This is a genomic window from Haloplanus litoreus (assembly GCF_045690335.1).
Classification (GTDB): Archaea; Halobacteriota; Halobacteria; order Halobacteriales; family Haloferacaceae; genus Haloplanus; species Haloplanus litoreus.
Genome location: NZ_CP147874.1, coordinates 3,091,762 through 3,104,888, shown reverse-complemented (window position 1 = coordinate 3,104,888; position 13,127 = coordinate 3,091,762). Strand labels below are relative to the sequence as shown.

Annotated in this window: 16 protein-coding genes and 1 pseudogene; 11 read left to right on the top strand and 6 right to left on the bottom strand. The window is 63.2% G+C overall.

All coding sequences use genetic code 11. The features are described 5' to 3' along the window. Complete coding sequence (locus tag V8686_RS16480) at nt 1-588, top strand: hypothetical protein (RefSeq protein WP_379706382.1); 588 nt, start codon at nt 1-3, stop codon at nt 586-588. A gap of 90 nt (nt 589-678) precedes the next feature. On the opposite strand, the gene V8686_RS16475 is transcribed toward V8686_RS16480, so the two are convergent. Further along, nucleotides 679-1,365: a hypothetical protein gene (locus tag V8686_RS16475; protein ID WP_379701783.1), complete on the bottom strand. Its 687-nt coding sequence runs from the start codon at nt 1,363-1,365 to the stop codon at nt 679-681. 265 nt (nt 1,366-1,630) lie between these two features. Here V8686_RS16475 and V8686_RS18475 point away from each other — a divergent pair. Then, nucleotides 1,631-1,726 (top strand): annotated as a pseudogene (locus tag V8686_RS18475) (surface glycoprotein); the annotation flags it as partial. A 99-nt stretch (nt 1,727-1,825) separates the two neighbouring features. Beyond that, nucleotides 1,826-4,675: an HVO_2072 family ArtA-dependent S-layer glycoprotein gene (gene csg / locus V8686_RS16470; protein ID WP_458329470.1), complete on the top strand. Its 2,850-nt coding sequence runs from the start codon at nt 1,826-1,828 to the stop codon at nt 4,673-4,675. 771 nt (nt 4,676-5,446) lie between these two features. On the opposite strand, the gene V8686_RS16460 is transcribed toward csg, so the two are convergent. Further along, nucleotides 5,447-7,243, bottom strand: coding sequence for a helicase HerA domain-containing protein (locus V8686_RS16460; RefSeq protein WP_379701781.1), 1,797 nt, complete (start codon nt 7,241-7,243; stop codon nt 5,447-5,449). Further along, nucleotides 7,240-7,473, bottom strand: a complete 234-nt coding sequence (locus V8686_RS16455; protein WP_379701780.1) for a MarR family transcriptional regulator — start codon at nt 7,471-7,473, stop codon at nt 7,240-7,242. Before V8686_RS16455 ends, V8686_RS16460 begins: the two co-directional genes overlap by 4 nt. Before the next feature lie 181 nt (nt 7,474-7,654). Between V8686_RS16455 and V8686_RS16450 the strand changes: the two genes are divergently transcribed. Genes V8686_RS16450 through V8686_RS16425 form a run of 6 tightly spaced genes read left to right on the top strand, consistent with a single transcriptional unit; the run spans nt 7,655 to nt 9,882 of the window. Then, complete coding sequence (locus V8686_RS16450; protein WP_379701778.1) at nt 7,655-7,954, top strand: hypothetical protein; 300 nt, start codon at nt 7,655-7,657, stop codon at nt 7,952-7,954. Further along, a complete protein-coding gene (locus tag V8686_RS16445) occupies nt 7,951-8,259 on the top strand; it encodes a hypothetical protein (RefSeq protein ID WP_379706379.1) in 309 nt (102 codons plus the stop codon). Before V8686_RS16450 ends, V8686_RS16445 begins: the two co-directional genes overlap by 4 nt. A 2-nt stretch (nt 8,260-8,261) precedes the next feature. Beyond that, nucleotides 8,262-8,828, top strand: a complete 567-nt coding sequence (locus V8686_RS16440) for a hypothetical protein (RefSeq protein WP_379701774.1) — start codon at nt 8,262-8,264, stop codon at nt 8,826-8,828. After that, nucleotides 8,821-9,309, top strand: a complete 489-nt coding sequence (locus V8686_RS16435) for a hypothetical protein (RefSeq protein WP_379701772.1) — start codon at nt 8,821-8,823, stop codon at nt 9,307-9,309. Before V8686_RS16440 ends, V8686_RS16435 begins: the two co-directional genes overlap by 8 nt. Then, nucleotides 9,299-9,658: a hypothetical protein gene (locus V8686_RS16430; RefSeq protein WP_379701770.1), complete on the top strand. Its 360-nt coding sequence runs from the start codon at nt 9,299-9,301 to the stop codon at nt 9,656-9,658. Before V8686_RS16435 ends, V8686_RS16430 begins: the two co-directional genes overlap by 11 nt. Next, nucleotides 9,655-9,882: a hypothetical protein gene (locus V8686_RS16425; RefSeq protein ID WP_379701769.1), complete on the top strand. Its 228-nt coding sequence runs from the start codon at nt 9,655-9,657 to the stop codon at nt 9,880-9,882. The genes V8686_RS16430 and V8686_RS16425 overlap by 4 nt, the downstream gene beginning before the upstream one ends. 5 nt (nt 9,883-9,887) lie before the next feature. Here the strand turns inward: V8686_RS16425 and V8686_RS16420 are convergent, their stop codons facing one another. After that, nucleotides 9,888-10,817, bottom strand: a complete 930-nt coding sequence (locus V8686_RS16420) for a twin-arginine translocation signal domain-containing protein (RefSeq protein WP_379701767.1) — start codon at nt 10,815-10,817, stop codon at nt 9,888-9,890. Nucleotides 10,818-10,911: 94 nt separating this feature from the next. Between V8686_RS16420 and V8686_RS16415 the strand changes: the two genes are divergently transcribed. Both V8686_RS16415 and V8686_RS16410 read left to right on the top strand, forming a co-directional pair. After that, nucleotides 10,912-11,961 (top strand): Cdc6/Cdc18 family protein, encoded by a 1,050-nt coding sequence (locus V8686_RS16415; protein WP_379701765.1) that lies wholly within the window; start codon nt 10,912-10,914, stop codon nt 11,959-11,961. A gap of 54 nt (nt 11,962-12,015) precedes the next feature. Further along, entirely contained in the window at nt 12,016-12,261 is a 246-nt protein-coding gene (locus V8686_RS16410) for a hypothetical protein (RefSeq protein WP_379701764.1), read from the top strand. Nucleotides 12,262-12,267: 6 nt separating this feature from the next. Here V8686_RS16410 and V8686_RS16405 read toward each other — a convergent pair whose 3' ends face one another. Next, on the bottom strand, nt 12,268-12,516 hold the full coding sequence (locus tag V8686_RS16405) for an ArsR family transcriptional regulator (protein ID WP_379706410.1): 249 nt from the start codon (nt 12,514-12,516) through the stop codon (nt 12,268-12,270). Nucleotides 12,517-12,871: 355 nt separating this feature from the next. Continuing rightward, on the bottom strand, nt 12,872-13,063 hold the full coding sequence (locus V8686_RS16400) for a hypothetical protein (protein WP_379706376.1): 192 nt from the start codon (nt 13,061-13,063) through the stop codon (nt 12,872-12,874). Nucleotides 13,064-13,127 lie beyond the last annotated feature (64 nt).

Sequence of the window (13,127 nt, the reverse complement as noted above, 5' to 3'; positions counted from 1 at the left end):
ATGGCCCAGTCCCAACTGTGGTCAGTCCTCAGTATCGCCCCGACAACCATCCTCGTCGCCGCCGGCGCCGTTTCGATCGTCGTCCTCGTGGGGACGCGTCGCCGTCTCGGTCCCGACGCCGACTGGGTCGAGGTGATCCGGGCGACTGCACTGCCGATGCTGGATCCGGCCATCGAACGTCTCCTCGGTGGCGTCGGTTCGGCCTACGAAATCGCACCGGCGGAGTACGTCGGCCTGTTGCAGGCCTCGCCCGAGGAAGTCGAGCGGATGCTGTGGCAGGCCGGCTGTCGTCGGAACGTCCTCTCGGCGACGAAGACCACGCCCGACGGGCGCCGGCAACTCGGGGCGTGGGTGTACCGAAATCCCGCCGATGTCGGCCGGCAGATGCAGGTCGACGTCCTCCTGTTTGCGGGGCCGAACGACACGACGCTCGTCGCGGCCCATCACGAGTACTCCTCGAGTCTGCGGTGGCTCACCGAGGACCCGTCGGTACTCGTGAAGCACTATGCTGGAGAAACGTGCGATCCGCACGCGGGCGCGGCGATCCTGCAGCGAGCTATTCTGCCGGACGCGCGGTGGGTCGAGTAGCCCGACGCCGGCGATTCTGGCGTGGGGCGCTTACAGCTACTGGCGTGATCTTTCGTAGGTACTCCGCAGTGTGTGTAACTCGGTGCATGCCTATTCCTCAGGAGTCTCTGGTGACTCTGCAGGCGCTTCGTCGGCCACCTTCCGGAGTGCTGGTTCTGTCTGTCGTCCCTGCTCGGTCTCCCTGCTGATTTCGAGTGGTTCCACGGAATACTCCGGTGATACCCGATAATACTCGAGCAGCGTTACTGGCGTATGCGCCTCGATACAGTCGTGGTCGTCGATGTTCGACCATGTGATGAGTGGTCCAAACGATTCGAAGAGCTCCATTGGCGTGGTGTCGGTGAGCTTGACGACACCACTTTCACTGGCTGTATATCGGCGGTTGTGATGCTCCTCGTAGCGGTCGCGATCGATGATCCAGATTGTGCCGTCGGGACGGGCTTCTCGGACAACCGTCTCGAACTTTTCCAGTTTCCGCTCGCCGAGATAGTGGAGAATCCAATCGTAAATCTCACGCGCAACAGCGTCCTGCAGGAAATTACGGCCAGTCGCATCGATCTGCTCGAGTTCCTCGCGATTCACCTCCACGAATTTCTGCGCGGCTCTTTTGTCATCCCCTTCGAGGTACACGACGGCATTGAACGCAGCGCCATCTTCCCGAGTGTTGCGTCCTGAAATCCGTATCTGCCGGACATGGGTTCGTTCCTCGTAATTGAAATCTCCAAGCCCAAACTCCGTCTGTGGGCCTTCCTGGATCTTCTCGAATGCTTTTGTCATTGGTATGTTGACTGTGAGCGGTCGCGCACAAATAACACGCTCAACCGAGCTGACACGCCAAAAATATAGACGAACAAACATTAGTGAGCTCACACTTTCTTAGTATATTTTAGATTACAATAATATCGAAGTACCACAAAACACTTAATTCAGGTTCGATATTTTCCTGACACCCCTACCAGTGGCTGGATCGTCCCAGACCACAAACCCGACATGAAAGAGGAACGACCTCGGAAATGTCACTGCAGACACAACAACGCAAAAAATGACAGACTATAACGAGAAAGTCCGCGCAGTTATCCTTGCGGCGCTTATGGTATTCAGCGTCTTCGCTGGTACCGTGGCGCTGTCGGGATCGGCTGCTGCGGTTGACTCAATCGACACAAACAACGCGTCTGTGTCCCCGAGTACAGTCCCACAGCAGAACGTGACTCAGACAGTCACAGTCACGTTTGATAATGTGGACGCCTCTAGTGGTAGTGGCGGCGAAGAAATCAACATCACCAACGACAACGCAGTATTCAAATCGATCCAGACTGATTCGATCAGCATCGAGAACGATACTGAAACGTTCTCCAATAGTGACAGCGAGGTCACTGAAAACCTGCAGGTCATTGGTGACCACAACATCGGTGTGACGGTCGACACGCAGCAGGTGGCAGATGGAACCGACAATATCACCGTTACATTCGATGCTGTTGTCAACTACAACGGTGTCTCTTCGGACACTGTCACTGCCTCGATCGACGAAAACGACGACAGTGTTGACTCCACTGTCACTGACATCGAGAGCAATGCCGATCAATCCACGGACATCGAGTCCATCTCGGTTTCCGACATCACCCGTAGTTCCGACTTCAGCACCGCGGACGGTGAAGGTACCATCTACGACGGCGCGACCGTCTTCCAGGGCGAGTCCGGTCTCTCCCTGGGCGGCGACCTCGCGGGCGAGACGCTCGTGAAGACGGCCGGTGACGCCGAGGGCGTTCCCCTCGAACTCCCCGACATCCCGCAGAGTCAGGAAACCGGTCGCTACACGACCGACGGCTCTTCCGGTTCGCCCGGTGTGACGGTCACGACTCCGCGTGTCACCACGCTGGACGTGATCAACACGAACGGTGAGGACATCGCCGGCGGCTCGGTCGCCGAGGGTGTCTCCGGTGAGAGCGGTTCCGGGTACCTCTCGGTCGTCGCCTCGTGGAACTACGAGCAGGCCGAGGACCTCGAACTGACCGTCACCGACGACTCCGGTCTCGACGTGACCGGTGACGTCACCTCCGATGCTGTCAAAGATTCGGGCGACGTCACGTCGGATGCGGAGACCCAGAACGGATACGAGCTCAGCAACGACGAGGTCGGCTACGACCTCGACCTCGCTGACTCGGGTACGGGCACGTACACGATCGAACTCGCCGGGACGGACGACCTCGACTTCGGTGAGGCCGTCCAGACCACGACCGTTACGGTCACCGGCGACGACGACGCGAGCCTCAACCTCGACTCGGACGAAGTCACGCGCGGTGAGGACGTCCGCTTCGAGATTCAGGGCTCGGACGCTGGCGACACGCACACGGTCCTGATCGAAGCCGACGACTTCCGTGACGGCTTCTCGCCCAGCAACGCACAGAAGGTCTTCCGCCAGGTTGGTGACACCGGTGCAGTCGGTACTGTCAGCAACGCGGAGGACCTCTCCGGCGACGTTGACGAGCGTAACACCGACACGGCCGACGACGCCGCCAACATCGACTACGCGTACGCGAACGTGACGATCGACGACGACACGGGTGTCGGCGTCGGTCAGATCGAGACGCAGTATCTCGACGACTCGGACGTGGACGTCTACCTGTACGAGCAGGGCTTCGGCGTTCCGTTCTCGACGAGCAACGCGACCGCAGAGGACAACGAGACGGACGACGAAACTCTGACCGTCGAGCAGGGTGACCTCTCCATCGAATCGCCCGGCAACACCTACGTTGTCGGGAGTGAAGTGGACGTGAACGGCACGGCGTCGGAAGGCATCGACGAGGTCGCCTTCTTCGTCCGCCGCCAGAACGACTACCAGCTTCTCCAGATCGACGGCAGCAACACGCTGACCGTCGACGCTGACGGCACCTTCGACGAAGAGGACGTCGTCCTCTCCCAGGGTGACGCGGCTGGTAACAACGAACTCTCCCAGCCCGGGACCTACCGTCTCGGCGTCCTCGACGCCGACGGTGTCCCCGGCACGATCGGTACGGGCGAGGACGAGATCGAGACGATCACGACCTCGGAGTTCAACACGAACACGAGCGCTCAGCAGTCGCTGCGCGTGCTCGACACTGAACTTGAGGCGAACCTCAAGACCGTCGGCGGCCAGGTGGCCACCGAGGACAACGAGGTCAACGTCTCCGGTACCGCGTTCGGTGCCCAGCAGGTGACCATCGTCTTCGTCGGTGAGCGTGGGAACACCGCGTACCACACGGTCAGCGTCGACGACGACAACACGTTCGACGAGGACGACCTCACGGTCTCGGAAGCCACGGGCGGTAGCGGTCTCTCCGAGGGCGAGGTCAGTGCTCACGTGATGATTCCGGGTCGTGACGACCAGTTCGGTGACGGGTCCTTCGACCCCGGTGCGGACTTCCAGGAATTCGTCACGGAACTCGACAACGACAACTCCGGTCTGACGGGTCAGCAGGTCCGCTCGCGGATCCTCGACCAGACGACCGAGGAAGTCGCTTCTGACGACCGGATGGTCACGACGCGCTTCCGCTACGCGGACGCGCAGACGACGATCAACACGGTCTACCCCGAAGGGATGGAGGCCTCTGGTGTCAACCCGGTCGGCGTGGACGACACGCTGGTCGCGGAAGGTTCCACGAACCTCCAGCCGGACGACAACTCGATCACCGTGGAAATGATGACCACCGACGGTGACTCGGTCGCACTGACGACGACCGAGGACTGGTCCTTCGACGGGACCTACCAGGTCGCCCTCGAACTCGAGGACGTGCAGACGGGCACGGCGACCTGGAAGCCGACGACAGCTACAACACGGACATCATCGAAGTCGAGATCGTCCAGAACGTCCAGACGGCGACGCCGGAACCGACGGAGACGCCGGAACCGACGCCGACCGAGACGGCGACGCCCGAGCCGACGCCGACCGAGACGTCGACGCCTGAGCCGACGGCGACGGCGACGGCGACTGAGACGCCGACGCCCACCGAGGGCGGCGGCCCCGGCTTCGGCGCCATCGTCGCGGTCATCGCGCTGCTGGCGGCTGCGCTGCTGGCCACCCGGCGCGACTAACGACGAGAACCACGACTGACCGCCGATAGCGGTCATCCGGTGCGGCTTTATTTTTTCGCGACGCTACGATCCGAGCGACAGCGACCGCTATTCGTCGGCGGTGTCAAGCTCGTCGAGCATCGCTATCGAGTGTGTGCCAAGTGCCTCATAGAGACACTGGGTGCAGAACTGATCCTGGGCATGGAAGGCACTCGGATCGGACGACCGCCCCTGTGGCCGGTACGACTCGAGTGAGTCTCCGCAGTAGGTTTCCTCACGCTCCGGTCGTTTCAGGTGCGTCGCTGTTCCTTCACTCGAATAGAGTACCCACGCATCGGCTCCGACCATACGACTAGATTCGTGACCCTCCAGTATGATCCCTCCTGCGACACTCCCGAGCGGTTCGTGTCGGCGTGCCTCCTCGAGTGGCTGAGTGATACACTTCGATAGCGGGGTGGGGTGTGGCGACGCTACCTGGAGAACTGCAGAGGGAGGGGAAATTGGGGAGGGGATCCCCAAATGGATAGCAACGGGCACACTATCGCACGCAGACATGTGGAGGCATGTCCGCGAGGGGGTACAGTCGGGGAACGCACCCGGCGGGGACCGTCTCGGGGAAGTGCGTCCACGCGGGTGCAATTCTGTGTCGCAGGCGGACGAACATGAAGGGGCAGGGGCTGTTGCCAATTCTGAAACGGCGCGGAGTTGGGTGGGGCGACTGGGACGACATTGGTGACTGGGATCCGGCGCCGCCGCTGGCGATGCTGGCGGTCGGGAAGATACACATCGATACCGGGGTGGGGAGTGGCAGCTACAGTTCGTCCATCACGGCTTCGGCTTGCTCGCGACGCTGCTGGGCTTCTTTGATCTCGGCGACGCCGTCCAGGTCGAAATCAATCAGCGCCGGCGACTGCTGGACGCGCTTGAGGACGCCGAGGGCCTCCAGTGTCGAGGCGGCCTTCGAGACGTCCGACGTGCCTTTCACGCCGAGGCGATCCGCGACGGTTTCGTAGTCAACCGGGCTGCCCTCCTGGATGATCGTCGCGACGACGCCCCGGACGTACCGCGGCGACGCGCTCGTCTTCTCCTTTGCCTCCTCGATGGCTTTCTGGACGACCGGCTCGTCGACGAAGTCTTGATAGTCGGTCGGGACCGTGACGCCGTCGCCGCCCTGCTCGCGCAGCCGTTCGTTCTCGGCTTCGAGGGCGTCGATGCGTTCGTGGGCGTCCTGGAGGCGGCCGCGGAGGTCCTGGGCTTCCTCGCGGGCCTCGTCGTACTCCTCGACCAGCCCGTCGCTCGGTGCCGGCGTCGCACTTGCCTTGATCTCGACGCCGACCACGTCGCGGACCTCCTCCAGCATCGTCTCGATCTCCTCGGCACGCTCGACGCGAGCCTCGATGCCCTGCAGGCGTTCGACCTCGGCCTCCAAGTCGTCGCGCTCTTCGCGAAGGGCGTCAGTCTCGGCCTCCAAGTCGGTGACGCGCTCCCGGAGTTCGGCGATGGTTGCGTTCTTCTCTTCGAGGAGTTCATGCTGTTCGGTCTCGACACCGCCGCCATCGCTGCCCTGGGCGGCGTCGACGAACGCTTCGCCGAGGCGCTGGAGGTCGCGGGCGTCCTCGAGTTCGTCCTCTAACTCAGTGATCCGCCCGTCTTTCTTGTCGAGGCGTGCTTCGAGTTCGGCGATGCGGTCCTGCCGGCGCTCGTGCTGCTCGGAGATATCTTCGAGTTCGTCGACGAGGTCGGCGTCGATCGCCTTGAGGTCCGGGCGATCGACATCGTCAAGGCCGGGCGTCGCGCCAGCGTCGAAGGTGTGCTTGCGACGGAATTGCACCCGCTCGACGTCGGCGTCGCTCCAGTCGGCCTGGACGAACGCTTCACCGTCCGCAAGCCCCTCGATCCCGTCGGCGTGCTCGCGGTCGATCACGCGCTTGACCACATCTGTGTCGTTGTCCCAGGTGAGCCGATGCCAGACCAACAGGTCCGCCTGGGTGATGAAATCCTTTTTTACGTCGGCGGGGCGCTGGGAGAGACCCATGATGCCGAGCCCGCGTTTCCGCCCGCGCTTGGCGACTCGGATCAGCACCTCGCCCGTCTCGTTGAGACCACCGCCTTCGGGGATGTACTCGTGAATCTCCTCGACGAGCATGAGGAACGGCTGCAGGGCGGATTGCTCGCGGGCAAACAACTCCCGGGCGGTCTCCCGGACCAGCGCGTCGGCCTCGTCGCCGTCGACGTAGCCCGAGACGTCGAGGATGATCGGGACGAGTTGATCCAGGGCGAGGTCGGCGAGCTTACCGGCGTGTTCCGGTCCGACCTGGAGATCACACTCCTCGGTCGCACCGACATGGAGGAGTTCGTACTCCTCTTTTAGGCCCCAGTACTCACCGTCGACGTCGACGACCAGCAGTGGGAGGTTCTGGGCGAGCAACTCCTCGGAGACGACGCTGCCGGTGTTGGATTTCCCTGAGCCGGACTTGCCGGTGATGAACGCCCGGCCGGTGAGGAGTTCTTCGACCGGGAGGGTGTAGGGTTCGCCGGCGACGGTTTCGCCGACAGTGATAGTCCGATCTGGGGACATCTCTTTCGGGGATTCGGGCTCCGCGCTCATGTATCCTCCCGCGGGTCCTCCACAAGTCGCCAGAATGCGGTCGGCTCGTGGACATACTCGATACATTCGGCCGCGTAGAGGCGGTCGAGACGTTTCGACACCGTCGGCCGTGACGTATCGGTCTCGTCGACGAGGTAGCCTGTCGTCGCGTACCCGTCAGTGCGGACGAACGTGTTGAGGACGTCGTCCATCGTGTCGTCGATCTTGACCGGCATCGGTTGGGTAGTCATCCGATCACCACACCCTTAGTTATCCATGCGACCACTTGTAATTACGGTTAGTAGGACTAACCACCTTTACGGTCCGTTAAGACTAAGTGATCGGGTGACGTACCTGTAGGTACGGAGCGGGAGTCGGCGTGAGAACGCCGCCCGGTGTTGGAGCACCGGACGACCGCTTCCCTGAGGAAGCATGACTGAATCCGATTCGCGCCGGCACAAATCTGTCGGCTCCGACCTGCCATCGAGCGCGTACCGCCTCGGCATCGACACCGCTGGGCGCGAGCACTACCACGACCCCATGACCCAGCACATCTGGGTGGCCCGCGACAGCGACGTCGTCCATGAGCGGGACCTGGACGGCCGGTCGGTCGTCGCGTGGGTGCTGTTCGTCGACGAGAAGCTGGCCGGATGGGCCGAGCGCCACCCGGTCGAGGAGGCCGGCGGGCTCGAAAGCATCGTCGAGGACGTGGCCCGGAGACTGGACGCATGAGCACGACCCACGACATGACGAGCCCGCGCACCCGACGCGCCCGGTTTCGGTCCCTGCGGGCCGAGCAGATCGCCCCGGGGATGTTCGAGGTCGAGCGCCGCGGTGGCGACACCCACGTCGTCGACCGCCGCGAGGGGGCGTGTGACTGCGAGGACTTCGAGTACCGGATGGGCCCGGCCGGCGGCGCGTGCTACCACCTCCGGTTCGTCCGGCTCGTCGAGGACGGCGTGCTGTGCCCCGGCTGTGGCTACGAACGCTGCCGGCCGAGTTGTCCCGAGCGATCGACCACCGAGGAGGACCACTAACTATGCCCGAGACTACCGACACCGACGAGCGTACTGACACCCTTACCCTGCGAGCGAGCGGCACGGCGGTCATCGAACGTGAACGTAGCGAGGGTGACCTCGACGTCACCATCACCGAAGAGGCCGACCTGGACGCGACCCTCGACGTTGACGCCAGGTGGATCAAGAGTCACGGTGGCGTCTACAAGCAGGGTGCCCACCTCAAGCGCAGTGACGTCACGGAGTTGATCGCCGAGCGTCTGAGCGGCGACGACGCGCAGTACTATGTCGAGGACACCGAGGTGTGGACGCTGCGGCTCGACGGTCGCGTCGACGACTGGCTCAACGTCGCTATTTACCTCGCGAAAGATCGCCGGCGCGGCTCGAATGCGAAGATCGCGACGAACGCCTGCCACATCCTCGATGGCCTCGCCGAGTACACGCCCGAGGACGCACTCCGTCCGTACCTCGCGATACTCGATCTGCTCGGGCAGTACGACATCTCGGACTACACGAGGGTGGGCGTGCTGGACGACCTGATCGGCGAGGAGACTGGCGCCGTCGCCGAGGAGGTGCCCGCCAATGCCTGAGCTACAGGTCGGCGACGTGGCGCTGGATCTCACGCAGGGGCGCCCCGTCCACGTGCTTGAGGACACCGGCCAGACCGCCGCGGAGTGGTCCGACGCGAACGACTACGACCTCTGTGGTAACTACGGCAACAGTCGGCTGGAGGCCCAGCCCGACGACGCCGTCTTCGAAGTGGTCTACTGTAGCAACGCCAAATCCGAGCCGAGTAAGACCTACGCCATGCCCGAGTCGCGGCTACTTCGCATCGAGACCGAGGCGGCCGACGATGGGCGGCCAGTCGCCGAGCGGGCTGTCGTCGACGTCCTCGAACAGTTGTTCGATCTGGCGATGCAACTCGACGAGGACTGGAACACGGAGCCGGAGGGGTTCGACGACGCTCTGTCGACGCTCGTGATCAACCACTCTGAGCGGCTGGACACCCTCGGCGGTGAGGCACGCGAACTCGCGGACGTGTCCCACACGGTGACCGGCGATGTCGAGTGATCGACCGGGCGGCCTCACGATCCGCTTCCGCCCGAACAGCGGGCGCGGGACGCCCGAGCGCCTCCGTCTCGAATCCCGAACGGACGGCCTGCACGACTACTACGAGGACTACTGGAACGGGTGCAAGTGGCTGCCGCGCGGCCACGACGTCCTCGCCGACGTCGAAGTCGAGGGCACCCTCGACGGCACCGCGGTCCTGACGCGGCCGGACGGTGGCGAGACCACGGCTGACCGACTCCGTGAGCACCTGGAGGACGCCGTCGAGGCTACGACCGCGGACCCTGCCGAGACGCGCCGACACCTCCGGGAGGCGCTGCAACTACTCGACGCCATCGAGGAGGGCGTATGATGCCCGGGAGCGACTTCCGGTCGTTCGCGGACCCGGATACCGAGTTCGTCCTCGACGTTTCTGAGACACCGCGAACCGTGGATGGGTTCAAACCGGGCGAGCCGACTGGGAAAGTGATCTGCCCGCATTGCGGTGAGGCCGCAAGCGCCCCGGAGTACATCCCGCACCCCGAGAACTGCCGGCAGTCGGGCGTCACCTCCGAGTGGTACGAACGGACGCACTGACTACCTCACTGTTCCCACTTCAGTAACTCACCGTCGTATCGATACCCCGCGTTCAACGTCGACGGTGGGATCACTTTGCTCACAACGAACCACACCTCCTGGGTGATTCGCTCACCTGAATAGACGCGTTCTGGCCACGATGATTTTCCTTCGGATTCCCACCGCTCGTCATCTCGCCACAGAACAAACTCCTCGATTGGCGGTGGCGTGACCGGTGATTCGGTTGAATTTGAGGCAACGACAGATAACGACACGCGCTTTTTGCGATCCGGGAGACCGGACGAATTCATCTCTCCGAGTTCCAGCGGTGCGATCCCGACACCCTCGACCGTCCGAAATTGACCAAACGGGAGGGTGTCCGGCCGTGGCGTCGTCGGTTCCGGCGTCGGGGTTGCCGTCTCCTCAGTATACGAGAGTGTCAACTCGTAGGAGATCCGAACTGTTTGATCCGTCGGTGCCGTCCCTGTCGTCGTGTGGTCGAAGACGATCGCGTGCTCGTCGGCCTGCAGTTCTGCGTTAATCGTCGTCAATGAAGTATCGTACGTTGATGGCTCCGTGTACAACAGAAACTCGCGCTGTTCCCGGTAGCGTTCGAATTCGGCACGTTCCATCACGAACACGTCAACCGATGCATCGGATTGAACCTGTACGCTCAACTCCATTCGTGCCGGTAGCTTCGGTTCGGGGAATCGGACAGCATACGTGTTCGGTGGGAGGACGACTGTACCACCAATAGTCTGCTGGGTCGCCGTCGACGATTCCTCCGTGTTGCGCCAGGGGTCAGCAGCGCCGCGGAACTCCGGCGTCGATGTCGGGGCTACTGTCGTCCGAGTTGGGGTGTTAGTATCCGCCTCCGAGGCGGCTGGCTGGCCGTTGCTACCAGCGCAGCCTGCACCCACCGCCCCCAGCGTTGCGAGGAACGAACGTCGATCCATGTGATAGTGGTTAAACTGATCTGACATAAACGTATGCCACCCCCGGAAACCATACCCCATTTTATGTATCCGCTCGTCGTCAGGTCAGTCCGCGATGATTACCGATCCCCGCGTCTTCGAAGACGATCACCTCCCACGGGAGTTGATGCATCGCGAGAGTGCCGTCGAGACCCTGCTGCGGGCGTGGGACCACACCCGACTGGGCGAGGCCGGCGACGAGGTCATTATCGCCGGCCCCTCCGGCGTCGGCAAGACCGCCCTCGCCCGGCATACCCTCCAGCGACTGGCCACGCAAGCGGCCATCGACCACACCCACGTCCGCTGTCTCGGGGCAACGCCAGCATCGGTCCTCCGCACAGTCTGTCGGGGGGTCGATATGGACCCACCGGGTAACGCCCCGACAGATGCCCTCCAGACCAACCTCATCGAGACGATCGACCGCCCGACCGTCGTGATCCTCGACGAGGCCGACGACCTCCCGGGGTCGCCGGCACTGGAGTTGCTGGCCGGCGTCCCCCAGCTCTCGACGGTCGTCATCACCCACGACCTCCACCACTGGCTCGCCCGTCTCGAACACGTCAACGACCGCTACATGGACGCGACTACCCTCACGCTGGATCGCTACGGGGTCGCCGAACTGGCGGATATTCTCGGCGCCCGGGCGCGGGCGGGACTGCCGCCGACAGCCGTGACGCGGGGACAACTCGAACGGATCGCCGACGACGTCGCCGGCGTCGCCCGTGAGGGGATTCAGGCGCTGCGGGCCGGCGCGAAACTCGCTGAGGAACGCGGGCACGGGACGATCGAGGCGGTTGACGTCGACGATTCCTTCGAGCGGGCCCGGCATCTGATTCGGCAGTCGAATCTTCGGTCGCTGCCTTTCCATCATCACGTCCTGTACGCGGTCCTCTTCGAGGCCGGCACGTTGGAGGGGCAAGCGTTGCACGACCGCTACGACGCCGTCGCCGAGGCGGCCTACGCCGACCATCGCCTGACGCCGGTCGGCAAGCGGTCACAGCGGAACAAACTGCAGAAGCTCATGGCCTACGATCTCGTCGCTCGCGAGGGACCCACGCACGACCCGACCTACGTTGTCGTCGACGAGGGGGTCGAGCCGACGCTCGCGATCCCCACTAAAGCATAGGGGGTCGGAAATTCACTTCCATTTTTAGGTGTATCCGGCCGTCGGTCCTCGCGTATGGCACCAGACACGATCGAGGCCTACGACGGGACCGAGGTCGAAGTTGATGTCGTCAAACCACTCTCGGGTGGGGGCGCCCGCGTCGAGATCGATGCCATCGACGGTGCGCGCTGGCGACTCGATGTTACCAGCACGGGTGAACTCAGCGAGGTCGTCACCTCGTGGAATAGCGATGGCGAACTGGCAGATAAAGAGGTGCCCGACTGGGTCGACGATATCCTTCTGCGACTCGCGAGGGCGTAAAAGATGTCAGTCCTGGCCGGCATCGGGCGTCAGCTCGCTCGCGTCGAGCTCCTCGTTGAGGAAAGCCTCGCCCCGGTCGGTGAGGCGGTAGAGTCCGGTGCCGATACGCTCGACGAGGCCGTACTTCGCGAGTTCCGACAAACGGTTACTCGCGTGGTTGGCGGCAGTGACGCCGAACGTCTCGTCGAGAGCTTGGGGCGTAAGATTCCCCTCGTCGCGCATCGTCTCCATGATGCGCTCGTCGACGGGGCGCATCCAGTCGGCTCGCTGTCTGACCACATCGTCTGTAGGCGCTGTGTAACTCATAGTGGTACCGATGGTAGACGATACGAAGTGCGACCATTTGTATTTAGGCCCATACCCATTCCACTTGCTGTGTGACACACAGCAAGTTATTTTACCTGTCCGACTCAACGGAGTAAGTGACCCGGGCCTTCCGGCTCTACGAAGGCCGGCGTGCTGGAGACACGCCGGGCTCGGGTCAACCTCCCTACGAGGTTTCCGAGCATGCCCAACGAGAACAGCGGGGCACAAAACGCGCCCCACGAACCGAGACGAATCGCCCGCGAACACACCCAGTACTGACGCAGATGCTTCTCACGACGTCGTCTCACCACACGCCGATGCCGCCGCAGAACGAAAGGGTTGTGCAGGCCAGAAGGCCCGCACTGAGGCATCGAACGGCGACGCGGAAAACGATATCGACGGTGCCTTTGCCGCAGCGGGGGCGGATCGGCGGCCGAGCAGCGACGACCTCCGCACCGACGGCGGTCTCCTCACCGGCGGCGACGACGACGTCCACCCGACTGACCTCACCCAGTTCCAGACCGACATCCTCGCAATCCTCGCCGGTGGGGAACGGACGC

Coding starts and splice junctions, on each gene's coding strand:
- V8686_RS16440 (WP_379701774.1), top strand. CDS start 8,262: ATGCCCGAGACTACCGACACCGACGAGCGTACTGACACCCTTACCCTG.
- V8686_RS16445 (WP_379706379.1), top strand. CDS start 7,951: ATGAGCACGACCCACGACATGACGAGCCCGCGCACCCGACGCGCCCGG.
- V8686_RS16405 (WP_379706410.1), bottom strand. CDS start 12,516: ATGCGCCCCGTCGACGAGCGCATCATGGAGACGATGCGCGACGAGGGG.
- V8686_RS16450 (WP_379701778.1), top strand. CDS start 7,655: ATGACTGAATCCGATTCGCGCCGGCACAAATCTGTCGGCTCCGACCTG.
- V8686_RS16430 (WP_379701770.1), top strand. CDS start 9,299: ATGTCGAGTGATCGACCGGGCGGCCTCACGATCCGCTTCCGCCCGAAC.
- V8686_RS16415 (WP_379701765.1), top strand. CDS start 10,912: ATGATTACCGATCCCCGCGTCTTCGAAGACGATCACCTCCCACGGGAG.
- V8686_RS16420 (WP_379701767.1), bottom strand. CDS start 10,817: ATGGATCGACGTTCGTTCCTCGCAACGCTGGGGGCGGTGGGTGCAGGC.
- V8686_RS16460 (WP_379701781.1), bottom strand. CDS start 7,243: ATGAGCGCGGAGCCCGAATCCCCGAAAGAGATGTCCCCAGATCGGACT.
- V8686_RS16435 (WP_379701772.1), top strand. CDS start 8,821: ATGCCTGAGCTACAGGTCGGCGACGTGGCGCTGGATCTCACGCAGGGG.
- V8686_RS16475 (WP_379701783.1), bottom strand. CDS start 1,365: ATGACAAAAGCATTCGAGAAGATCCAGGAAGGCCCACAGACGGAGTTT.
- V8686_RS16425 (WP_379701769.1), top strand. CDS start 9,655: ATGATGCCCGGGAGCGACTTCCGGTCGTTCGCGGACCCGGATACCGAG.
- V8686_RS16410 (WP_379701764.1), top strand. CDS start 12,016: ATGGCACCAGACACGATCGAGGCCTACGACGGGACCGAGGTCGAAGTT.
- V8686_RS16455 (WP_379701780.1), bottom strand. CDS start 7,473: ATGACTACCCAACCGATGCCGGTCAAGATCGACGACACGATGGACGAC.
- V8686_RS16480 (WP_379706382.1), top strand. CDS start 1: ATGGCCCAGTCCCAACTGTGGTCAGTCCTCAGTATCGCCCCGACAACC.